Here is a 22,269-nt window from a genome sequence, read left to right as displayed (position 1 = left end):
TCACCCGTGATGTACGTTGCAGATGTTAGATACCGGCGTCGCTAAACATAGTGGCAATCGAACCACCCTCCACAATAATGCGTACCGCATGGGCAAGCATTGGGGCTACAGACAGCACGGTCAAGCGATCCGGTCTTAAGGATGGAAGACTGATTGAATCTGTCACCACCAGCTCGCGAATCGCAGGATGATCCAATCGTTTCAGCGCCTCACCAGAAAATAGTCCGTGCGTTGCGCAAACGATTGCGTCATGAGCGCCACGCTCTTTCAGGCTTTCAACGACATTGACAATCGTCGTGCCTGTGTCGATCAGGTCCTCGATAATAATCGGCGTTTTACCTTCCACATCGCCGATCACATGAGTGATGACCGATTGATTATGCGCCGGGCGCTTTTTGATCATCATGGCAAAGGGGGAATCCAGACGATTAGCTAGCTTTTCAGCCATGTAAGCGCGTCCAGCATCCGGTGATACAACGACTGCATCTTCAATCGATTGGTTACGTAAATAGCCACTAATCAGATCGAGTGCAGTGAGATGGTCAACCGGAATATTAAAGAAGCCCTGAATAGCAGATGCGTGTAGATCAATAGTAATTACCCTGTCTGCGCCAACTGTAGTCAGTACATCGGCTACCATTTTTGCAGAAATAGGCTCTCTTGGTGCAGATTTGCGTTCCTGACGTGCATATCCATAATACGGAACAATAATATTGATCGTGCGTGCAGATGCGCGCTTGGCTGCGTCGATCATCACAAGCAGTTCAACAAACAGCTCATTGATCGGGTGAGATAAGGATTGTACGAGAAAAACGTCCATATTTCGAATCGTTTCTTCATAATGTACATACGTTTCACCACTTTTAAACTGGGACAGTTTAATTTTGCCCAGTGTGACACCAAGACGTTCGGCGATCGTCGTTGCCAGCTCCGGACTGGATGAGCCGGAGAAAATTCGCATATGTTCTTTCATAATTCCTCCTGAGTTTAGATGGCGAGCTTACTTGACCCTGTTTTAAATATTGTATATCGCCGCGTAACGATAGCAAAGACAATTCTGCTTCAATCTGCAATTGTTCTTCTAATCGATCGTCCAAAATGAAGGCATAATCAGGCATTTGTCGCTCTTTAGGTGGAGCCAAAGAAAATTTTGTCGGATGGTGGCGCTTTCTTTTGTATTATGTTGAAATATTCATACTTTTCCTCTTGACGGCAAGTAGTTAGGCGCCGTACAATATTTCCATTAAGAACGTTAGAGAAAGGTGAAGATCATGTCCCAATTTGAACCGTCGGAAATGGTAAAGCACCTCAAGGATCTGGATCGGCTTAAAAATCTAGCACCGCTGTTTCCGCAAATCGATGTGGACTGCATGCTCACTTCTTTTTTGCTTATTCGTACTTCCCATGAGCTGTATCACGAAGTATCGCCTCTACTTACGGAAAATGGGCTGTCGCCGGGCAAGATTCGCATTTTGATCTCGCTCATGCTGCTCAAAAAGCCGCTGCTGCCGTCCGAAATGGCAAAATCGGCTGGTGTGACTCGCTCCACGATGACCGGACTGATCAATGGTCTTGAAAAAGATGGCTTTATTCGCCGCGGCTCGCAACAGGATCGCCGGATGACTGCCATTCATTTAACCGAAGAAGGCGAAGCGGTTGTACGCCAGATTTTACCGCAATATGCGACACAATTGGCTGGTGTGATGAACCATTTAACAACGGATGAACGTGAAGTGCTCAAGCAATTGCTGTACAAGATTCGTTCAGGTATTGAATCGAACCACACCGAATCATAAAGTACAATAGACGTTTTTTGCGCTCTAATAGTACGGCTCCGAACTATTCGCCGGCTAACGTCTTCATTTTTAGCTTACATTTAAATTAGATTTCCCTAGAGACAGGAGAGCAAACCAAAGTGAAAATCGTAAAATTAATTCCAATCATCGTTCTGATCGTTGCGCTGGGCGTAGGAGGTACGTTGCTGGCAATGCACGGCAAGGATGCTGTTTCGATGGCTGCCATGAAAAAGGAAGGCGTGCTGACCATTGATACCGTGAACAGCTCCTTTGAAGGGCAATCCGGTAAAGTCACTTCCGTTAAGGTAAAGGAAGAAGACCATGTGAAAAAGGGACAGGTGCTCATGACACTGGATACACAGGACATCAACCTGCAAATTCAGACCGTTAAAGAACAAATGTCTCAGCTAGATGTACAGATTAACCAGACGCAAAGTCAGCTGACGAGTCAATCACACAAGCTGGCCGAGCAAAAAGCAAGCGCACAATTGAGCGTACAGGCTGCTCAAGTCGCAGAACAAAAAGTGCTGACTGGCGCACGTCCAGAAGATATTCAAAGTCAGGAAATCGCTGTCGACTCCGCCAAAAAATCCGTTGAAGTAGCTAACAATGGTGTGAACGCTGCACAAACGGCAGTCGCTACGGCACAGCAAAATGTCGATTTTGCACAAACGAGCTATGACCGTGCCAAATCACTGTTCGATAATGGACTCGGCACACAGGCAAGTCTGGATACGGCACAAAACGCGCTGAACACTGCGCAAAAACAGCTGCAAAGCACGCAAGATCAACTAGTGAGCGCGCAGAAGCAGGTTGAAGTTGCCGGTAACCAGGTACGCGCGCAAGAAACCGCACTGGAAAAGCTGCAAAATGGTGCAACTGCTGAAGATCGCCAGGCGGCACATGTTCAAGTCGAACAAGCACAGCAAGCACTGAAACAAATTGATCAAGGTCAAGAAGATATCAAAAATGGTCAATACAATATCGAATTGCTCAAAAAGCAAAAGCAAGCACTGCAAATCAATATGGACAATCTGCTTGTACAAAAGAGCCGTCGCGTGCTGACTGCATCGGCTGACGGTAAAGTGACTCGTGTAGTACCCAAAGCAGGCGAAAACGTTTCTGCCGGTACGCCAGTGGTGATGATCGAAACAGGCAAACTGTACTATGATCTGTATGTAGGCGAAGAAAATATTAAGAGCTTCCAGGCTGGCGCGAAAGTGGATTCCAACATCGTATCGCTTGGCAAAAATGTTCAAGGTACGGTTCGTTATATCACTTCCGCACCACAATATGCTGCACTGCGTATGAGCCGTGAAAAAGGACAGGCAGATACGACTTCATTTATCGTGCGTGTCGATGTGAACCGTACATCTGACCTGCTGCCGGGAATGACGGTGGAGGTTCCGACCAATGAAAGCAATAATTGATGAATTTAAACTGATTCTGCAAGGGAAGTTTATTTGGATTATGCTGATTGCGCCGCTGATTATTTCTGCGGCCTTCGGCTTTGTGTTCAAAAACAACCAGCTGAACGAGGCTCCGGTCGCTGTTGTCGATATGGATCATAGCGCCTACAGCCAGCAATTGATCGAAAAGCTGGATGCAGATCAGTATATCGACGTGAAATACATTACCTACAACTACATGGAGCCGAATAGCTTCCTGTACAATGAAGAATACTTCGGTGTGATCTACTTGCCAGCAGGTTTGGAAAAAGCCCATACACAGGGCGGACAGACGAATATCGGTCTATATGTCGATACGGCGCTGGCTACAGCAACGACATACCTGCGTAACGGCGTGACTGAAGTCATCAATACCGAAAATGCCAGCACAGCAGCAGGCAAACTGGTAGCGATGGGTGTTAGCTCGGCACAGGCGGCCAACTTTACGACCGGACTCAGCTTGCAGACACGTCTGCTGTACAATCCAACGAATAATACGCTGATGAGTTCGGTTATCGGTTTCGTGAATACGGTATTTCTGTCGATTCTGGGTGGCGCTACGCTGACCATCGTTCCGCGTCTGCGTGAACAAGGTTTGCTGGCAGAAGCATTACGCCGTCCACTCAGCCTGGTGCTGCGTGTCGTACCGTATGCGATAATCGCTACGATTTCGATGTATGTCGTGATGGGCTGTCTGAAACAAGTTGGCGGACTGCGCTTTGAAGCGAATGTATTCCAGCTATGGATTCCATTCCTAATGTACACGGTCTCGCTATCGCTGCTCTGTATGCTCGTAGGCTGGAGTGCAAGCAGCCCAGCCAAAGCAGCTGGACGGATTACAATGATCTTGCTGCCATCGTTTATTTTGAGCGGTGCGCAAATTCCAGTTGCCTTGCTACCACCGATTTTGCAACAGGTCAGCCATGTGCTGCCATTGTCGTGGCATTTCAAATTCCTGCGCGGACTTGGCTTCCGTGGCGGCGATCTGCATTACTTCGGACAGGAGCTGGGCGGTTTCCTCATTCTGATTACCAGCTTCCTGGTCGTTATTTTCCTGCTCATGCTCAATGAAATGCGTAAAATTCGCAAAGCCGAGCGGGATGGGAATATCCATACCGATTCGATTGATACGACGACAAAAGTGATCACGTCGGAAACCGTACCTTCTGAATCGGCACCGATCAAAGTGAGTCTTACGAAAAATCAACCCGGTACACCGAAGTAAATATAGCCAATTTCTCATATATCAATTTCTAATACGTCTATTTCTCATATACCAAATAGCCCCTGCCGCATGCATTGCGGATCAGGGGCTATCTTATTTTCATTATGGATGACAACGATCAACGATATACAGTTATGACCGATATCCAGCCAATCTTAAAAACCGTCTTATCCGTTTAGCGGAACCATCGCACGCTGACGATTCGCAAACGTCGCAATCTGTTCCACGCCAAGCTCTGTCAGCAGTGCACGCGCTTGATCCAGCCCATCGCTTAGCTTCAGTGGATCATGCGCATCCGAACCGAGCGTCAGTGGAATACCGAGTGCAATCGCCTGTTCTACCATCCGGCGCGCCGGGAAAATCTCTGCACAGGCTTTGTACAGACCGGACGCATTCAGTTCCATCGTCATACCGGCCTGCTGCACAGCCCGCAGTGCTGCATCCTCCAGCGCCTCACGCTCACCATCCTGCTCGGCAGGCGGTACATAACCAAAACGCTTGATCACATCCAGATGCCCGGCAATATCATACAATCCGGTCGCTGCTGCTTTTTGCATCGCCTCATAATACTGACGATACACATCCAGCACATCCCGACCGTTCCAGCCATCGGTCTGCCGATAATCCGAAATATCCCATTCACCTAGAAAATGCACCGAACCGATCACATAATCAAAAGGATATTGCGTAATGATCTGCTCAATCGTCTCTTCATAGCCTTCGATATAATCCGCTTCCAGTCCAACCCGAATGGCGATGCGATCGCTGTACTTTTGCTGGAGATAGAGAGCTTCCTCCACATAACGAGGTAGTTCATCCATCGGCATCGCCATCTCCGGATAGTATGTAGCCGGATCGACATGGATCAGCGGTAAATGATCGGACAGGCCCAGTTGATCCAAACCGATCTCGATTCCGCGCTGTACATATTCCTCCAGCTCACCTACCGCATGACCGCAGCGTACATGATGGGTATGATAATCAATTCGCATACCACTCGCTCCTTCGTATTCATTGTAGCTATGAAATACCGTTACAGATATCGCTCTTACGCTATTTCGTTCTTACGTTCTTACGTTCTTTCGTTCTTTCAACTATACCGCTCGATTAATCTTTACGCGGACGCTCATGACGACGATCCAGCTCGGCCAGCACATCATCCAGTGGCAGGTTGCGTTCCTGTAGCAATACGAGCAAATGATAGATCAGATCGCTCACTTCATAACGCAGTTCATCATTGTCACCATTTTTGGCAGCGATGATCGTTTCGGCGGTTTCTTCGCCGACTTTTTTCAAAATTTTATCGATCCCTTTTTCAAACAAATACGTGGTATATGCGCCTTCCGGACGCTCGGCATCACGCTCAGCAATCATTTGCTCCAGTTCGCTCAAAATGGCAAACCGATCGTTCGATGCTGTGGATGGTGTCTGATGTTCGGAAGATGCAAAGGTTGGCTTATTGTCCACTTCATTCACCTCATTATAAAAGCAGCTTAGTCGTCCCGTATGGCAGGCAGGCCCATTCGCCTCTACCAATACGAGCAGTGTGTCTCCATCACAATCATAATATAGCGACGTTATCCGCTGTGTATTGCCGGATGTACCGCCTTTATGCCAGAACTCCTGACGCGAACGGCTCCAAAACCACGTCTCTCCCGACTCCAACGAGCGACGCAGCGATTCTTCATTCATATACGCCATCATCAGTACGAGTCGGCTGGATGCATCCTGCACAATCGCAGGGACGAGTCCATCGCGATCCCATTTGATTGCAGCGACCAGTTCAGTCCATGAATGAGCTTGGTGCAACATCTCCGTTTGAAACGTAGCAAGATCATTCGTTCTATTATAACGGTTTGCTTCACTCATTAGCGAATCTCCACCCCTCCCGAGCGCAGCTCGGTTTTCAATGCCGGAATCGAGATTTCTTTGTAATGAAAAATGGTCGCTGCCAGTCCTGCATCGGCTCCTGTCTGCTCAAACACATCGAGGAAATGCTGAGACAAACCTGCTCCACCGGAAGCGATCACCGGAATACGTACCGCCTCACATACCGCACGTGTCAGCGGCAGATCGAATCCGTCTTTCGTACCGTCCGCATCCATACTGGTGAGCAAAATCTCACCTGCACCGCGCTGCTCCACCTCTTTTACCCAGTCCAGCGCCTTAATGCCTGTCGATTTGCGTCCACCATGTGTGTACACTTCCCACTCGCCCCATTCTTCATTAAAACGCGCATCGATCGCAACGACGATACATTGCGCGCCAAAGCGCTGCGCGCCGTCATTGATCAGTTGCGGATTGAGCACGGCTGCCGTGTTAATGCCGATTTTGTCCGCACCCGCGCGAAGAATCTTTTTCATATCGTCCACGGAGGAGATTCCTCCACCGACTGTAAATGGAATCGAAATTTCTTCGGCGGTACGCCTTACGACTTCAACCATCGTTTCGCGTCCTTCCACCGATGCCGAAATATCGAGAAATATGAGTTCGTCCGCACCTTCACGATCATAAATGGCCGCCAGTTCTACCGGATCACCGGCATCGCGCAGATTGACGAAGTTTACGCCTTTAACGACGCGACCTTCTTTCACATCCAGACACGGAATAATTCGCTTTGCAAGCATGAATGCTCCTCCTCTCCTGCTGGATCATTAACGCACCTTGAGTAGTGCTTCCTGTAGATCGATTTTGCCAGTATAGATTGCTTTACCTACGATCGCACCGCTAATGCCTTCGGACTGACGCTCTGCCAGACGGATCAGATCGTCCAGCACCGTTACGCCGCCAGAAGCGATCACGCCTTGGCCGGATGCTTTTGCAATCGAAGCGATCGCTTCAATATTCGGTCCCTGCATCATACCATCACGCGAAATATCGGTAAAAATGAACGTCTCGGCTCCTTTGGCAGCCAGTTCTTTAGCTAACTCTTCTGCTTTGACTTCAGACGTTTCCAGCCAGCCGCGCGTAGCGACATAACCATTGCGTGCATCAATACCGATCGCCACACGGTCACCATACGTACCAAGCACCGCTTCGGTAAATGCACGATCCTCAATTGCCGCTGTACCGATAATAAGGCGGCTTACGCCAAGACCGATCAATTGCTCCACATCCGCCAGTGTACGTAGTCCGCCACCTAACTGAACCGGCACCTGTACGCTGCTAGCGATACGTCCGATCAGTTCATGATTGACCGGATGCCCCGCCTTCGCTCCATCCAGATCGACCAGATGCACAAACTGTGCACCCTGCTCTACAAAGCCTTTTGCTACCGCTACCGGATCATCGTTATAGACGGTTTCCTGATTATAATCACCCTGGATCAGACGCACACAGCGACCACCACGGATATCAATTGCCGGATAGATTGTAAACGAAGACAACGTGCTTCCCCCTTATATATGCGGAACAGGCTTATGCTGCACTCTGACCGCTTCAAGTACGAGTTTGAATAACAACTATAATATGGCGTGAATCCATGATGCACAGCTATCCAGCCATATCGAACACAACAGCCATATCGAACACAAAGATTACCTAACTATTAGCATGCAAGATTGAAACGTATCCAGATATCGATACATTTTATTTTATTTAGTTGATCCATTCACTATGTTATTCGTTACTTTACCGATTCTATTAATTTGCTAGTTTTATTACTTTACCAGCTTTATTACTTCACCCGTTCGCCTACACAGAGAGCGAGGAAATTGCGCAATAGCAGCTTGCCCAGCTCGCCGCTCTTTTCCGGGTGAAACTGCATGCCATACACATTATTGCGTCCAACAATCGCGGTCACCTGCTGACCGCCATACTCGGTCACCGCGATCAGATCATCCTGGTGTTCTGGCAACACATGATACGAATGCACAAAGTACGTATGACCCCCATACAGATCACGCACGAGCGCATGCTCTGGCTGCTTGTATTCTAACTGGTTCCAGCCCATATGCGGCACCTTGTAATCCCCTTCGGCAAAGCGTACAACACGGCCGGGTAAAATATCCAATCCCTGATGCGTACCGTATTCCTCGCCTTCAGTGAATAATAGCTGCATCCCGAGACAAATACCGAGCAGCGGCTTGCCGCTGTCTGCCACTTCGTGCACGATATGATCCATACCGCCTTCACGAATATGGTTCATCGCATCACCAAATGCACCTACGCCGGGCAAAATCACACCTTCTGCCGCCAAAATTTCCTCCCGGTCGCCAGTGATGCTATATTTATAGCCCAAACGCTCAATCGCTTTGCTGACACTGTGCAAATTGCCAATGCCATAGTCCACAATTGCAATCGCCATGCTCTACAGCACTCCCTTCGTCGAAGGTACTCCTGTCACACGCGGATCGATCGACGTCGCTTCATCAATCGCACGTCCAAGCGCTTTGAAGACCGCTTCGATCATATGGTGTGTATTTTTGCCGTAATGTACGATTACATGTAGCGTAATACGCGCTTCCAGTGCCAGTTTCCACAGAAACTCATGCACTAGCTCCACTTGAAAACTACCGACTTGCGCAGATGGATATTCCGCACGGTATTCAAAATGCGGACGATTGCTCACATCAATTACAACCTGAGCGAGTGCCTCATCCATCGGAATGAACACATTGGCATAACGCTTAATACCACGCTTGTCTCCGAGCGCTTCACGCAGTGTTTGTCCAAGACAGATTCCGATATCTTCCACCGTATGGTGATCATCGATCTCGATATCTCCCTGCGCCTTCACATTCAGATCAAAATGCCCGTGCTTGGTAAACAGATCCAGCATATGATTCAAAAACGGCACATCCGTCTCGATTTCTGCCTGTCCTGTACCATCTACCTGTAAAGCGAGCTGAATATTCGTTTCGTTCGTTTTGCGACTAATTTCCGCGCGGCGTACTTGTTCATTTTCCGTTGTCATCAGGCTACTCCCCCAGCTTATTTATAATAGATGTCCCAGTAGGACGTAGGTTAGCTTCCACTGCGATGGCGTTAGCTGCCTTCCTGCTCCAGCCGAATCTCAATGGCACGCGCATGACCTTCCAATCCTTCATGACGCGCCAGCTCCATAATCGTCTTGCCGTTAGCAAGTAAGGCTTCTTTGCTATAGTAGATCATGCTTGATTTTTTAATAAAATCGTCCACATCGACCGGTGACGAGAATCGTGCCGTCCCGTTTGTCGGAATAATATGGTTAGGGCCAGCAAAATAATCACCTACCGGCTCTGAACTATACGGACCGAGGAAGATCGCACCCGCGTTTTCGATCCGACCGAGAATGTTCATCGGCTGCTCCACCATAATTTCCAGATGCTCTGGAGCAAGTCGATTCACCACTGAAATGCCCTCATCCAATGTTTCGGTCAGAATAACCGCACCATAGCTTTCTACCGAAGCAGCGGCAATATCGCGTCTTGGTAAAGTTTCCAGCTGACGCTGTACTTCAGCAGACACACGATCTGCCAGCTCGCGAGAATCCGTAACGAGAATGGCTGAAGCCATCTCATCATGCTCTGCCTGTGACAGCAGATCAGCAGCAACATAAGCAGGATTCGCCTGCTCATCCGCCAGTACGACGATCTCACTTGGACCTGCAATACTGTCGATATCGACGATACCGTACACTTCACGCTTGGCAAGTGCAACATAGATATTGCCCGGGCCGCAAATTTTATCAACTGGCTCAATCGTTTCTGTGCCATAGGCAAGTGCAGCAATCGCTTGCGCGCCACCAATACGGTAAATTTCCGTTACACCAGCTTCGGCAGCTGTCACCAGAATATACGGATCAATCCCTTCACTTCCGCCTGTTGCAGGGGGGGTTACCATGACGATTTCCGGTACACCCGCAACTTGAGCAGGAATGACATTCATCAGGACGGAGGACGGATAGGCAGCTTTACCACCTGGTACATATACGCCAACTCGCTTGAGCGGTCGAATAATCTGTCCAAGCAGACTACCATCTGGCTGTAGATCCATCCATGAATTACGCTTTTGCTTCTGGTGGAATTGACGAATATTGTGTGCCGCCCCTGTAATGGCTTCAATAAACGAAGGCTCGACATGTGCATACGCAGCCTGAAGCTCCTCCTCAGTAACACGAAGATGCTCGGTCGTCAGCTCGGTGCGATCGAACTGTGCCGTATAACGAAGCAAAGCTGGATCGCCTTCATTTTTAATATCCTGAACGATTTGCTTTACAGCGGCATTTTGTTCTGGTGAACCGTACTCCACCTCACGGCGCAGATCAAAATCCTGTGCAGCTACGATTTTCAAGCTAATCTCTCCTTTACTCCGTCCGCTCTATAATGATATTGCTGTTCTACATGTGTATGAATCAATCGTTTCTTATTGGTTCCAGCATACATCCATAATACAGTTGGATTCATCTACTTATAGCGAAGGCTGTACGATTACCTTTTGCAATGTATCACATAACTGCTGAATTTCTTCATTTTTCATCCGGTAGCTGACTCGGTTTGCGATCAGGCGACTAGTAATACCGAATAGTTCCTCCATCTCGACCAGTCCATTTTCACGCAACGTTTGTCCGGTTTCGACCATATCGACGATACGATCGGCTAGCCCAATCATCGGCGCCAGCTCGATAGAGCCGTTCAGCTTGATCACTTCTACCTGCTGCCCGCGCTCACGGAAATATTGTGAAGCGACATTCGGATACTTGGTCGCCACACGTTGTCGAATCCCTGGCTGCCAGTCTGGCAACCCAATCACCGACATCCGGCACCGTGCAATACCGAGGTCAAGCAACTCGTAAACGTCGCGATTTTCTTCCATTAATACATCTTTGCCAACGATACCGATATCCGCTACACCGTGCTCAACATAGATCGGCACATCGACCGGCTTGGCGAGGATAAATTCCATTCCAAGCTCAGGCAGCTCTACGATCAGCTTACGTGACTCATCCACATCCGTCGGAATCGGAATGCCTGCTTCACGAAATAGCTCGGCTGCTTTTTTATAAATACGCCCTTTGGGCATCGCTACTTTTAAAATCTGGCTCATCAGGTACGCATCTCCCTGTTCTAATTTTTGCCTGATGGCATAGTGTCTACAGGCTGGAGTGATTTAGCCCAGCACTGGCTTGCCGCCAGTAAAACGAATGATTTCTCCATAGCCGATACGCGCTGTTTCAACCTCATCAGCCGTAGCTTCATACTCGGTCACAACCATATATCCTTCGCCGCGCAGCGCTGCCGCTCTCGCAAACGCTTCATGTCGGCTGGATTCATCGTAAACGATCAATACCGGCTGTGGCTGCTCTGGCACAGGCAATTGTACACCATCCAAAATACGATTCGTTTTCAGTGCAAATCCAGTTGCCGCCAGTGGTCGTCCAAACTGTGCTAGCAGATTGTCGTAACGACCGCCACTGCATACCGGAGATCCCAGTTCAGCAGCATACCCTTCAAATACCATCCCTGTATAGTACGAGAAATTACCAATCATCGTCAGATCGATCATCACATACTGGGACATACCATACGCCTCCAGCACTTCCCACACTTTGCAAAGATGACGAATCGCCTCAGCTGCCTGTGGATTGCTGCTAATTTCCAATGCCTGCTCACAAATATCCTGCGCACCGCGCAATCGAAGCAGTCCTTCCAGCTCCTGACGTTGCTCGGCTGACAGATTGAAGCTGGTCAGCTGCTCACGGAAACCGACAAAGTCACGATTCAGCAAGCGATCTTTAAGCGCTTCCTGCTTGTCGGATTGCTCCGGTAAAGCTTCATCCAGCAGTCCACTCAGGAATCCCACATGACCGAGAGAAATTTGGAAATTTTGTACACCTGCTGCTTGTAGTGAAGCAATCGCCAGCGCAATCACTTCCGCATCACCTTCTGGTGAATCCACACCGACCAGCTCAGCACCGGTTTGGAAAAATTCCGCCTCGCGTCCTGCTTCCTCTTCGATCGAGCGGAACACATTCGCATGATACGCAAGGCGTACAGGCAATGTCTCCTGCTGAAGCAGAGAACCCATTACACGCGCGATCGGTGTGGTCATGTCGGAACGCAGCACCATCGTCGTTCCGCGATTGTTCAGCATTTTATATAACTTGCTATCGGAGGTGGAGCTTGCCACACCGACCGTATCGTAATATTCAAGAGTTGGCGTAATAATTTGCCGATATCCCCAGCGAGACATGCAATCAATAACGTTTCGTTCGATATAACGCAATTTCGATACGACGTGCGGTAAATAATCACGCACCCCAATCGGCTTTTCAAATCCTTTCGGCTTAGACAAGACGTTCACCTCTGACTGGATTATAAATTTCACGGTTTACATTCATCATGTTTTACGTTTTATATTTTAACACATTAAAGTGGTACTTTGCTAATAAAGTAAAGGATATTGGATATCTTATCATAACCCGCCCAGCATCGTCAATTCAGTCGCTACTCGTATTCCTATGTACGCTCTATACGAAAACAACAAATCTGGTCGTATCCATTTCCTTACACTTTTAACTCCTACCACAATCGTATCACTATAATAAATTCGCCTTCTCATGACCGGAATCCTGTTCCCGTTTACATCGTCTATCGCTTCACTCTTCACTCTTCACTCTTCACTCTTCACTCTTCACTCTTCACTCTTCACTCTTCACTCTTCACTCTTCACTCTTCACTCTTCACTCTTCACTCTTCACTCTTCACAAATGATTATCCTCAACACCACCTTATAAAAACAAGCCCTGATATTTCTCCATGAGAATATCAGGGCTTGCTCCAGTCAGTGCACATTGCACCTCATGATGTCGTTATCGATTGCCATGTACTCTATTTGTGGTTGCAACACATATGTACCAGCATATGCTATGTGCGTATACCTTCTCACGATTTGCCTGCAACGTACACAAATAGACTAGGGCATTGTACGTTGCACCACTTTCGGCTGTTGGCGCTGCTTACGCTGCAATTTCCGTTTGCGATGACGCTCGGATAGCGAATATGGAATGCTGCCCAGCAGTACCCACGAATACGAAAAGCGGCGGAATAGAAATTGTACGAGTAACGCAGACAGTATAAGCGCAATGATCAGTCCACTATATACCCATATAAAGTAAGCCAGTGGTCCCAGTGTAAACCATGACTTGGTATCGCGATAATACGCTAAAACGAATGGATGTACCAAATAAATCGCAAACGACAATTCACCCAGTCGCCGCAATACAGACAACAGTATTTTCGGTGCGATACGATTTACGATAAATGCCGCCTGGAATAGTACGAGACAGGATAGCATGGTGTATACATTCCACATCAGTTCATACCAGAGTGAATCCATCCAGCGATCGGTCATACGTGAATGGTACCAGATTTGAACATACAGCAAACCTGTAACGAGCCAGCCTGTCCATAATACGGCTGTGATCCACTTCATACGGCCATCCATATCTTTCCAACGTGTCATCACCCATTGTCGGAACGGCTGGAAATAAATCGCTACAAATGCCCCCAACATATAATAGGCAAAATATGAAAAGGCAATACTGCCCTTATTGGCATACTGAAATTCATATTTGTTCCCAACTACCCAGGCCCACTCCACAATCAGACCGATGACAATCGCCCAGCGTGCCATCCAGCGATAGTTTTTCAGCAGCACCAGCATCAAGGGGAACAAAATATAAAATTGAACGCTAATAAACACAAAATAAAGATGCGTCCATGCAGTGCCACTAAATATCGCATCCACATAGTCACGCAACAATAACAGGATAGGCTCACCCAGCAGCCCACGTGTATATAACTTATAAAATAAATACAATGCCGAAATCAAAATGTACGGCAACAAAATATACAAAATCCGCTTTTTATAAAAACTCGAAATCAGCTTGCCTGTTAACGGACGATCAAAATAATTATAAAACAGCACAAAACTGCTCAAAAAAATAAAAGCAGGTGTACCATACTTGAACATCAAATTCAAAAAATTAAACACATAATAAATAGACGTATCGACAGCATCAATCGTCGCATCGGATGTAGCATGCACATGTAATACGCCAATGATCGCTAACGCACGAAAAAAATCGAGTTGTGGAAGCCGCTCCTTTTGTAGTCGATCCACGATCCAAACATCCCCTTACATCTATAATGGCACAACCGATCATTACCCTATCTTCCCGAGGCTTGTTTCTTCCCATAGAGAGCTGATGCAACTTGTGCCACAATAATGTCAGTCCGACAATCTGCTGGCTGAAAAATCACTTTTCCAGCCAGTGCTGCCGATCGTCGATATACATAATATCTATAGTATGCTTCATTACCCATGTGTCATCATTCTGACTACTTTTTTTCGTCATCGGGTTCCGTTGTAACGATCGTTTCAGCAATGACTCGCAGTGGATTGCCACCGACAAAACTGCCTGCCGCCACATCCCGATGCACAACCGAACCTGCGGCAACGACCGCTCCATCACCAATCGTAATCCCTGGCAAAATCGTACAGTTAGCTCCAATCATCACTTCATCGCCAATGATCACATCCCCGAGCCGGTATTCCCGAATTAAATACTCGTGTGCCAAAATCGTCGTATTGTAGCCAATGACCGAGTTTTCCCCAATCCGAATACGCTCTGGAAAAAACACATCCACCATGACCATTAGCCCAAACGCCGTATCCGAACCTACCTGCATACGCAGCAGATGACGATACATCCAATTTTTCAAACCGAGGATGGGACAATACCGGGCGAGTTGAATAATGATAAAGTTGCGTACACCTTTCCACGGACTGACCGTGCTGTAAATTTGCCGTAGCGCATTACGTTTGCCTTTGACAGGATAGCGCTCCAGATTTCTCATCGATCAACCGGATCAGCAAGCACCAGATTGTACAGATCACTCATACGATGAATGACAAAAGTAGGCTCATACTGAGCTAGCTCCTGTTCACCTTTAAGCGACCATGCTACCGCAGCAGATTGCACACCTGCCGCTGCTGCCGACTTCAAATCCGCCGGACTATCCCCAACCATCAGTGTGCGTTCGGGATCGGAACCGAGCGCTGCCAGCGCTTTACGAATCGGCTCCGCATGAGGTTTCGGATGCTCTACATCGTCCAGTGTAACAATAACTTGCATATACCGGGCAAGGTCGAATAGACCGAGTACACGCGTTGTCGTTGCGCGAATTTTGGTCGTCACTACGCCAAGCTTAATGCCTTGCGCTTGTAAGCGAGCGAGCACTTCATTTACTTCTGGAAAAGGCGCCACCATCTCATCATGATGAAGCGAATTGTATTCGCGATACGCCTTTACGAGCGGCACTACATCCTCCTGCCCGGAAAAGGTGCGGAGCTGCTGCTCCAATGTTGTACCCATATGTGGAATGATCTGTTCACGTGTGAGCGAATGATTCATCACATGCATAAAAGAAGCGATAATCAGTTCATTCGTATCCACGATCGTGCCGTCCAGATCGAACAAAATCGTATCTATCATCCTTCACTACTCCTTACGTTCCACCTGAGGCTTTTCCGGATGATCCGCTTCCGTTTTCGCATGACCTGCATGAGGTGCAGTATGATCGTGATGATCAGATACATGCTCACTACCAGCTATACGAGTGGAAACGATCGGATCGCTATAATGCTCCAGATTTGTTTTCGTTTTGCGACGAACGATAATAAAGATGATCGCCACAATGATCAGCACCAGCGACAACAGCTGAGATACGCGAATATTACCGTAGCCTGGCTCAATCGCACCTTGCTGGAATCCAAACCAGGTCATTGGCGACCACAGACTATTCACGATCGAAACGAGCCATGCGGGGCCGTCAAAAGTCAGACTATCGGTACGCAGCGCTTCAATAAAGAATCGACCGATCCCGTACCAGATAAAATAGCCCATAAAAATCTCACCCGCACGTACAAAATGACGGCGGCGGAAAAACATCAGCACCAGTATTCCGACCAGATTCCACACCGACTCATACAGGAAGGTTGGATGATGGTATACACCATTCACATTCATCTGATTGACGATAAAGTCTGGCAGATGCAAATTACCGCGCAGGAATGCTTCATCGGTCGGCCCACCATAGGCTTCTTGATTCACAAAGTTCCCCCAGCGCCCAATCGCCTGACCAATCAGCAAACCAGGCCCACAAATATCCGCGATACGCCAGAAATTATATCCTTTATAGCGTGTGTAAATGACCGCACAAATAATCGCGCCGATCAGCGCGCCATAGATCGCAATACCACCGTTCCATATTTTGAACACATCGACCCAATTATTTTTGTAATCTGGCCAACGGAAAGCGACATAATAGATCCGTGCTGCGATAATCGCCGACGGTACGCCGAACAGGAGCAGATCCATAAAAAACTCCTGCGGAATACCATAACGTCGTCCCTCGCGAATAATAAGCAGCAAGCCCATTAATGCACCCAGACCCAAAATCAGACCATACCAGTGAACTTGAAGCGGTCCAAGCGAAAAAGCGATCGGATTAATTAGTGATGTCCCCATTCCTTACCCTCTCCTTAATCCATTTCATCGAGATCTTCAGCAATGGTCTCGGTCAATTTATGCGTGAATTGGAGAGCGGCGTTATAACCCATCCGCTTCAGACGGAAATTCATCGCTGCTACTTCAATAATAACGGCCAGATTTCGACCTGGTCGTACTGGAATCGTAACGAGAGGTACATCGGTATCGATAATCTTCGTCGTTTCCTCATCCAGACCAATGCGATCATATTGCTTGTCCTGCTGCCATGCTTCCAGACGCACCACAAGCGTAATCCGTTTGTTATTACGAATCGCACCGGCACCAAACAGCGTCATCACGTTAATAATACCAACGCCGCGAATTTCGAGCAGATGACGAATCAGCTCAGGCGCTGTACCGTGCAGCTGATTGTCTGACGTTTGACGAATTTCAACCGCATCATCGGCAATCAGACGATGTCCACGTTTGACGAGTTCCAGAGCGGTTTCACTTTTACCGATACCGCTGCTACCTGTGATCAGCATCCCTACGCCGTAAATGTCCACCAGCACACCATGAATCGTTGCGGTAGGCGCAAGCTTTTTCTCCAGGAAGTTCGTAATCCGGCTGGACAGAATCGTTGTCGCTAGATTGCTGCGCAATACAGGCAATCCGTGCAAATCACTTGCTTCGATTAGCTCTTCCGGCACTTCCAAGCCTCGCGTAACTACAATACATGGTGTTGCTTCATCACATATTTTGCCCATCCGCTCTGCCTTCTCCTCATGCGTGAGCATCTGGAAAAATGCAAGCTCGGTACGACCTAGAATTTGTACACGTTCTGTCGGGTAATACTCAAAATAACCTGCCATCTCCAGACCGGGACGGTTCAGATCATCTACGGTAATGTTTCGTTTTAATCCAAGTCCCCCGGATACTACTTCAAGTTGGAACATTTGTACTAATTCCGAAACTTTAACATGTTTGGCCATTCTATTCTTCCTTTCCCTGAGTAGGTCACTTGTCTTGATCGGGTAAGTCTGAATTGCTATACATATTGCTCCCAATGTACCAATGGTAATGGAATACGCCTATAAAATCAATTATAACGCCTTTATCCTACTGGAAAGAAACCTGCTCTATACGAGCACCTATCAAAAAAGCCTGCTGTTCTGGCACACGGCCAGATACAGCAGGCTTTACATACAAGTGGATTATACAGTTGCAGGCTCTGCGTAGAACAGGTTATCTTCCGATGCTGGATCGAAGATATGAACTTTGTTCATGTCGATAGCCATCGTTACTGTAGCGTTGTCGCGTGTAGTCGAACGGCCGTCTACACGTGCGATAACGGTGTCAGAGCTAATACCGCTCAGGTATAGCAATGTTTCGTGACCGAGGTTCTCAGATACGTCCACTTTAGCAGTGAACACACTGTTCGGAGAAGCTTCCAGGAATACTGGTTCTTCGTGGATATCCTCAGGACGAACACCCAGAATCACTTCTTTACCGCTGTAACCTTGATCTTTCAGTACCTGTGCTTTACCGCCAGGCAAGCTCAGTTCCAAACCTGTTGCGGAGAATACAGTACCGCCGTTTTTCTCAGACAGTGTACCACGGATAAAGTTCATTGTAGGGGAACCGATAAAGCCCGCTACGAACATGTTACGTGGGTGGTTGTACAGCTCTTCTGGAGAAGCAGCTTGCTGAATAATACCATCTTTCATAACGACGATCCGATCGCCCATTGTCATGGCTTCGATCTGATCATGCGTTACGTAGATAACAGTAGTTTGCAAACGTTTAGCCAGTTTTGTAATTTCCGCACGCATCTGACCGCGCAGTTTCGCATCCAAGTTGGACAGCGGCTCATCCATCAGGAAGACTTGTGGATCACGGACAATCGCACGACCGAGGGCAACACGCTGACGCTGACCACCGGAAAGTGCTTTTGGTTTACGATCCAGCAAATGCTCGATGTCGAGGATCTTCGCTGCTTCGCGAACGCGTTTGTCGATTTCGTCTTTTTTCACTTTACGCAGTTTCAGACCAAATGCCATGTTCGAGTATACATCCATGTGTGGATACAGGGCGTAGGACTGGAACACCATCGCGATATCGCGGTCTTTTGGAGCTACGTCATTCACGACGCGATCGCCGATGTACAGTTTACCTTCGGAGATTTCTTCCAGACCTGCGATCATACGCAGTGTTGTGGATTTACCACAACCGGATGGACCTACCAGAACGAGAAACTCTTTATCTTTAATGTCGAGGTTGACATCAACTACTGTTGCTTTGTCAGAACCCGGATATTTTTTGAAAATATGCTCTAAGCGTACACCTGCCATAATAAAAAACCTCCCTGAATATAAATGTGGTTTGTTTCATTCATCACGGTAAAGCACCTATTCATTGGGACCATCACGCTTGTCATCTGACTGCTCCGGTTGCCCATTTCGCTACCGATTATGTACCTGTTCATTCAGCGAGGAATGATAGGAAGCTTGCAAGCAGATGTCATAGACAGAACGACCGGCTCGATTCAACATGTCCAAAACTTGTAAATTCAGCCATCATATAGCCGAATATGGATGTTAGATCGATATTACCTAGCAGCGCGATATGCACTGTTTTGTAACCGGTTTCTTGATCTGTTTCTATCTTACCCTAATCTGCTTGCGAACTCTATCGACAAACTATACAAAAAAAGTTTTAGCTTTTTGTTACTTTATACAATAGCAGTGTCAGACGCATAAGCACCGCATCTTCAAATCGCCGTACATCCAATTGCGTATCCTGTTTGATCCGATCTAACCGGTATAGCAATGTATTACGGTGGATATACAATTGCTTGGCCGTTTCACTCACATTGCAATCCATTTTGAAAAAGGTTTCCAGCGTAGCTACCGTCTCCGCATCATCGAATAACTGAGCGTACCGATCAGCCGCCTCTACAAAGCGAAGACGCTCTTCTTCCGGTATACGGTACAGCAAACTTTCCAGCCGCAACTCCCACGGTAAATGGATATGCTCGGTCACATGGAACAACCGACCTAAATGAATCGTTTCGCGCAACTGGCTCACTGTCTGCGCCAATTCGTGCAGAGGGTGTAATGGCAACCCTACACTAATATGGAAGCTACCGACCCATTCGCTGGCAACAAGCTCATGCAGACCAAGCGCAAACGCTGTCAGCAAATCTTCCTCTGTATCCTCGCCCTCTCCGTTACCATCCCAGCTATCGCGACTAGACTCACGTGCCTCTTTGCTATGGTGACTACCGCTCGTTCGGGATGATTTACTACTCTTTTCTTCTATAGAAGAGTGTCGCGATTTGCTGGAGGAGACAAGCTGCTGTTGCTCCCCATGATCTTCATCCTCAATCAAACCGTGATTAGCCAAAATCAGCCATTCGTTTTCCTGCAATGGAATCAATAGCACCGTCCGGTCAAAATAGCTCGATAACAGCTTACCCAGTTGTTTCGGATGAAGTGTGCCTGACGGCAAACTATCCGCCAGCAATACAAACGGTACCATCGCTCGATGCAGTCGGCGTCGAATCGCCATGTCCTCTGGTATATCTGACGATAGACTGCGTAAACTCAGCTGCCGTACAAGCCATTGTCCCAGCTCTCTAGCTTCCTGCTCTGGTCCCGATACCGGAGTCGCCATCACAATCGGCTGCATCCCGGTCACCGATGGCAATAATAACTCCAGCAATTGATAAAGACGGTAAAGCTCTTCTTCACCAATCCCTCTATCGTGTGCAACTTCGATAGGATCTGCATGCTCATTCAAAGAATGATCTATCGAAGAGTCATATTCAGGTGAAGATACAACAGACAAATATTCAGCAGATGAAGATCCAGTAGATGAATATTCAGTAGATGAAAATGAAGAGGAGGATAAAGCTACAGGAATAGACGGTTCCCATACGACTACCCTACCATTCCCTTGCCATACTGGAATCATCACTTGATCGTGCATTATGGTAGGCCATTCGGCTGACGACTCAGCTTGTCCCAACGTTTCCCTTACGCTCATATTCCCTAATGTATTTCCTGATATGACTTGCTTTGTTAATCCCTGCTTGCTCGATTCTGTTTCACTCAAGGTTTGTTTTTTAGTTGATAGCTTGGCTAGTGGTTTTATAGATATTGGTTTAGATGCTTGTTCGCGTGAAGAATGACCAGTATGCTCATTTTCTTCATCATTGTTTTTCTCATTGTTTTTCTCATTATTGTTTCTTTCGTTATGGTTTCTTTCACTACTGTTTCTTTCACTACTGTTTCTTTCACTACTGTTTCTCTCACTACTGTTTCTCTCACTACTGTTTCTTTCACTACTATTTCTTTCATTATTACTCTCATATAGTGGTGCAGCATTATTCTCATGTAGTGGTTCAGATCGTGGTATTAATTTCTTATTGACCTGCTCTGGATTGATCTGTATCTTTCTTTGCGATGAATCTTCGGCATTATGAGCAGCATGGATACCCTCCCACTCTTCTTCACTCATATGATGTTCACGAATCATGATTCCCATAATCTGCTCAATACTCTGACGCAACTCGTTAATATCCATCATACATATCCTTTCACTACCAAATTCGATCATCCTATGGTGCAATGCTCTAATCGGATGACTTAACATGCAGTTGCTCATATGGTTTCTTGCGCTCTTTTCATATTGTTTTACTATTTTTTGGGGATTTACTCCTAATCGATAAACTTCCGTGCGAGACCGGAGCCTTTCCCCTTCTTCTTTCCCAAAGTGATGTTTATCCCAGCATGGTGTTTATCCTAGCCTGGTGTATATCCCAGCCAAATAGTTTGCGTACACGCCCTTAGTAAAATAACTTAAGACCTATTCAACCGCTACAATAACTCAAGACCCATCTAACTGGTAATCAACCGATTGATAATCAACCGATAAGGACAGCTAAAGATGCAAATTTTTAATCCTGATGCCCCCCTGACACCATACTACCATTCAAAAGGGATAACTCCAATATGTAACTACGTATAACAAAAAAAGCACCCTGCCCTAAGGCAAGATGCTTTGATGTGATGAGCCATGAAGGACTCGAACCTTCGACACCCTGATTAAAAGTCAGGTGCTCTACCAACTGAGCTAATGGCTCAAAATAAAACTGGTGGAGGCTGATGGATTCGAACCACCGAACTCGGAGAGAACAGATTTACAGTCTGCTGCGTTTGGCCACTTCGCTAAGCCTCCACAATAAAAGATGGCTCGGGACGGAATCGAACCGCCGACACGAGGATTTTCAGTCCTCTGCTCTACCGACTGAGCTACCGAGCC

At 47.3% G+C, this 22,269-nt stretch carries 21 protein-coding genes and 3 tRNA genes; 3 read left to right on the top strand and 21 right to left on the bottom strand.

The genetic code is table 11. From position 1 onward, the window contains the following. Positions 1-25: 25 nt before the first annotated feature. Positions 26-973: a ribose-phosphate diphosphokinase gene (locus AAHF22_RS21745; protein WP_347327095.1), complete on the bottom strand. Its 948-nt coding sequence runs from the start codon at positions 971-973 to the stop codon at positions 26-28. A gap of 298 nt (positions 974-1,271) precedes the next feature. Between AAHF22_RS21745 and AAHF22_RS21740 the strand changes: the two genes are divergently transcribed. The 3 genes from AAHF22_RS21740 to AAHF22_RS21730 all read left to right on the top strand — a co-directional run bounded on the left by AAHF22_RS21740 (position 1,272) and on the right by AAHF22_RS21730 (position 4,469). Further along, positions 1,272-1,796 carry a MarR family winged helix-turn-helix transcriptional regulator gene (locus AAHF22_RS21740; RefSeq protein WP_347327094.1) on the top strand — a complete coding sequence of 175 codons (525 nt, stop codon included), beginning with the start codon at positions 1,272-1,274 and terminating at the stop codon, positions 1,794-1,796. Between the two features lie 119 nt (positions 1,797-1,915). Continuing rightward, complete coding sequence (locus tag AAHF22_RS21735; RefSeq protein WP_347327093.1) at positions 1,916-3,226, top strand: HlyD family secretion protein; 1,311 nt, start codon at positions 1,916-1,918, stop codon at positions 3,224-3,226. Further along, positions 3,210-4,469, top strand: a complete 1,260-nt coding sequence (locus AAHF22_RS21730; RefSeq protein ID WP_347327092.1) for an ABC transporter permease — start codon at positions 3,210-3,212, stop codon at positions 4,467-4,469. The genes AAHF22_RS21735 and AAHF22_RS21730 overlap by 17 nt, the downstream gene beginning before the upstream one ends. A gap of 167 nt (positions 4,470-4,636) precedes the next feature. Here AAHF22_RS21730 and hisJ read toward each other — a convergent pair whose 3' ends face one another. The 20 genes from hisJ to AAHF22_RS21630 all read right to left on the bottom strand — a co-directional run bounded on the left by hisJ (position 4,637) and on the right by AAHF22_RS21630 (position 22,269). Beyond that, positions 4,637-5,461 carry a histidinol-phosphatase HisJ gene (gene hisJ, locus AAHF22_RS21725; protein ID WP_347327091.1) on the bottom strand — a complete coding sequence of 275 codons (825 nt, stop codon included), beginning with the start codon at positions 5,459-5,461 and terminating at the stop codon, positions 4,637-4,639. Between the two features lie 115 nt (positions 5,462-5,576). Continuing rightward, positions 5,577-6,281: a bifunctional phosphoribosyl-AMP cyclohydrolase/phosphoribosyl-ATP diphosphatase HisIE gene (hisIE, locus tag AAHF22_RS21720; RefSeq protein WP_347327128.1), complete on the bottom strand. Its 705-nt coding sequence runs from the start codon at positions 6,279-6,281 to the stop codon at positions 5,577-5,579. Positions 6,282-6,337: 56 nt separating this feature from the next. Further along, the gene (hisF, locus tag AAHF22_RS21715) at positions 6,338-7,096 is read right to left on the bottom strand and encodes an imidazole glycerol phosphate synthase subunit HisF (protein ID WP_347327090.1); all 759 of its coding nucleotides are present in this window, start codon (positions 7,094-7,096) and stop codon (positions 6,338-6,340) included. Between the two features lie 27 nt (positions 7,097-7,123). Further along, complete coding sequence (gene hisA / locus AAHF22_RS21710; RefSeq protein ID WP_347327089.1) at positions 7,124-7,855, bottom strand: 1-(5-phosphoribosyl)-5-[(5-phosphoribosylamino)methylideneamino]imidazole-4-carboxamide isomerase; 732 nt, start codon at positions 7,853-7,855, stop codon at positions 7,124-7,126. A 290-nt stretch (positions 7,856-8,145) separates the two neighbouring features. Next, a complete protein-coding gene (hisH, locus tag AAHF22_RS21705; protein ID WP_347327088.1) occupies positions 8,146-8,775 on the bottom strand; it encodes an imidazole glycerol phosphate synthase subunit HisH in 630 nt (209 codons plus the stop codon). 3 nt (positions 8,776-8,778) lie between these two features. After that, positions 8,779-9,384 (bottom strand): imidazoleglycerol-phosphate dehydratase HisB, encoded by a 606-nt coding sequence (gene hisB / locus AAHF22_RS21700; protein WP_347327087.1) that lies wholly within the window; start codon positions 9,382-9,384, stop codon positions 8,779-8,781. A gap of 71 nt (positions 9,385-9,455) precedes the next feature. Next, entirely contained in the window at positions 9,456-10,742 is a 1,287-nt protein-coding gene (hisD, locus tag AAHF22_RS21695; RefSeq protein WP_347327086.1) for a histidinol dehydrogenase, read from the bottom strand. Positions 10,743-10,859: 117 nt separating this feature from the next. Beyond that, on the bottom strand, positions 10,860-11,495 hold the full coding sequence (hisG, locus tag AAHF22_RS21690) for an ATP phosphoribosyltransferase (RefSeq protein ID WP_347327085.1): 636 nt from the start codon (positions 11,493-11,495) through the stop codon (positions 10,860-10,862). 63 nt (positions 11,496-11,558) lie between these two features. Continuing rightward, a complete protein-coding gene (locus tag AAHF22_RS21685) occupies positions 11,559-12,743 on the bottom strand; it encodes an ATP phosphoribosyltransferase regulatory subunit (RefSeq protein ID WP_347327084.1) in 1,185 nt (394 codons plus the stop codon). 621 nt (positions 12,744-13,364) lie between these two features. After that, positions 13,365-14,573 carry an acyltransferase gene (locus tag AAHF22_RS21680; RefSeq protein WP_347327083.1) on the bottom strand — a complete coding sequence of 403 codons (1,209 nt, stop codon included), beginning with the start codon at positions 14,571-14,573 and terminating at the stop codon, positions 13,365-13,367. Between the two features lie 218 nt (positions 14,574-14,791). Continuing rightward, positions 14,792-15,310 carry an acyltransferase gene (locus AAHF22_RS21675; protein WP_347327082.1) on the bottom strand — a complete coding sequence of 173 codons (519 nt, stop codon included), beginning with the start codon at positions 15,308-15,310 and terminating at the stop codon, positions 14,792-14,794. Beyond that, complete coding sequence (ppaX, locus tag AAHF22_RS21670; protein WP_347327081.1) at positions 15,307-15,948, bottom strand: pyrophosphatase PpaX; 642 nt, start codon at positions 15,946-15,948, stop codon at positions 15,307-15,309. Before ppaX ends, AAHF22_RS21675 begins: the two co-directional genes overlap by 4 nt. Positions 15,949-15,954: 6 nt before the next feature. Further along, the gene (lgt, locus tag AAHF22_RS21665) at positions 15,955-16,983 is read right to left on the bottom strand and encodes a prolipoprotein diacylglyceryl transferase (protein WP_347327080.1); all 1,029 of its coding nucleotides are present in this window, start codon (positions 16,981-16,983) and stop codon (positions 15,955-15,957) included. A 14-nt stretch (positions 16,984-16,997) separates the two neighbouring features. Continuing rightward, positions 16,998-17,936 carry an HPr(Ser) kinase/phosphatase gene (gene hprK / locus AAHF22_RS21660; RefSeq protein WP_347327079.1) on the bottom strand — a complete coding sequence of 313 codons (939 nt, stop codon included), beginning with the start codon at positions 17,934-17,936 and terminating at the stop codon, positions 16,998-17,000. Between the two features lie 222 nt (positions 17,937-18,158). After that, on the bottom strand, positions 18,159-19,295 hold the full coding sequence (locus AAHF22_RS21655) for an ABC transporter ATP-binding protein (RefSeq protein WP_347327078.1): 1,137 nt from the start codon (positions 19,293-19,295) through the stop codon (positions 18,159-18,161). 364 nt (positions 19,296-19,659) lie between these two features. Further along, on the bottom strand, positions 19,660-20,991 hold the full coding sequence (locus AAHF22_RS21650) for a PucR family transcriptional regulator (RefSeq protein WP_347327077.1): 1,332 nt from the start codon (positions 20,989-20,991) through the stop codon (positions 19,660-19,662). A 104-nt stretch (positions 20,992-21,095) separates the two neighbouring features. Next, the gene (locus AAHF22_RS21645) at positions 21,096-21,305 is read right to left on the bottom strand and encodes a hypothetical protein (protein ID WP_347327076.1); all 210 of its coding nucleotides are present in this window, start codon (positions 21,303-21,305) and stop codon (positions 21,096-21,098) included. A gap of 712 nt (positions 21,306-22,017) precedes the next feature. Further along, positions 22,018-22,090, bottom strand: a tRNA-Lys gene (locus tag AAHF22_RS21640). Between the two features lie 10 nt (positions 22,091-22,100). Beyond that, positions 22,101-22,185 (bottom strand) — tRNA-Tyr (locus tag AAHF22_RS21635). 11 nt (positions 22,186-22,196) lie between these two features. Continuing rightward, positions 22,197-22,269: transfer RNA gene (locus tag AAHF22_RS21630), tRNA-Phe, on the bottom strand.

It is taken from the genome of Paenibacillus wenxiniae (genome assembly GCF_039822605.1).
Classification (GTDB): domain Bacteria; phylum Bacillota; class Bacilli; order Paenibacillales; family Paenibacillaceae; genus Saccharibacillus; species Saccharibacillus wenxiniae.
Note: the sequence above shows the minus strand (reverse complement) of the source record. Positions and strands in the feature narration are given on the sequence as shown.

Coding starts and splice junctions, on each gene's coding strand:
- AAHF22_RS21645 (WP_347327076.1), bottom strand. CDS start 21,305: ATGAAAGAAATAGTAGTGAAAGAAACAGTAGTGAGAGAAACAGTAGTG.
- lgt (WP_347327080.1), bottom strand. CDS start 16,983: ATGGGGACATCACTAATTAATCCGATCGCTTTTTCGCTTGGACCGCTT.
- hprK (WP_347327079.1), bottom strand. CDS start 17,936: ATGGCCAAACATGTTAAAGTTTCGGAATTAGTACAAATGTTCCAACTT.
- AAHF22_RS21650 (WP_347327077.1), bottom strand. CDS start 20,991: ATGAGCGTAAGGGAAACGTTGGGACAAGCTGAGTCGTCAGCCGAATGG.
- hisF (WP_347327090.1), bottom strand. CDS start 7,096: ATGCTTGCAAAGCGAATTATTCCGTGTCTGGATGTGAAAGAAGGTCGC.
- AAHF22_RS21745 (WP_347327095.1), bottom strand. CDS start 973: ATGAAAGAACATATGCGAATTTTCTCCGGCTCATCCAGTCCGGAGCTG.
- ppaX (WP_347327081.1), bottom strand. CDS start 15,948: ATGATAGATACGATTTTGTTCGATCTGGACGGCACGATCGTGGATACG.
- AAHF22_RS21675 (WP_347327082.1), bottom strand. CDS start 15,310: ATGAGAAATCTGGAGCGCTATCCTGTCAAAGGCAAACGTAATGCGCTA.
- hisJ (WP_347327091.1), bottom strand. CDS start 5,461: ATGCGAATTGATTATCATACCCATCATGTACGCTGCGGTCATGCGGTA.
- hisH (WP_347327088.1), bottom strand. CDS start 8,775: ATGGCGATTGCAATTGTGGACTATGGCATTGGCAATTTGCACAGTGTC.
- AAHF22_RS21730 (WP_347327092.1), top strand. CDS start 3,210: ATGAAAGCAATAATTGATGAATTTAAACTGATTCTGCAAGGGAAGTTT.
- hisB (WP_347327087.1), bottom strand. CDS start 9,384: ATGACAACGGAAAATGAACAAGTACGCCGCGCGGAAATTAGTCGCAAA.
- AAHF22_RS21655 (WP_347327078.1), bottom strand. CDS start 19,295: ATGGCAGGTGTACGCTTAGAGCATATTTTCAAAAAATATCCGGGTTCT.
- hisIE (WP_347327128.1), bottom strand. CDS start 6,281: ATGTTGCACCAAGCTCATTCATGGACTGAACTGGTCGCTGCAATCAAA.
- hisG (WP_347327085.1), bottom strand. CDS start 11,495: ATGAGCCAGATTTTAAAAGTAGCGATGCCCAAAGGGCGTATTTATAAA.
- AAHF22_RS21740 (WP_347327094.1), top strand. CDS start 1,272: ATGTCCCAATTTGAACCGTCGGAAATGGTAAAGCACCTCAAGGATCTG.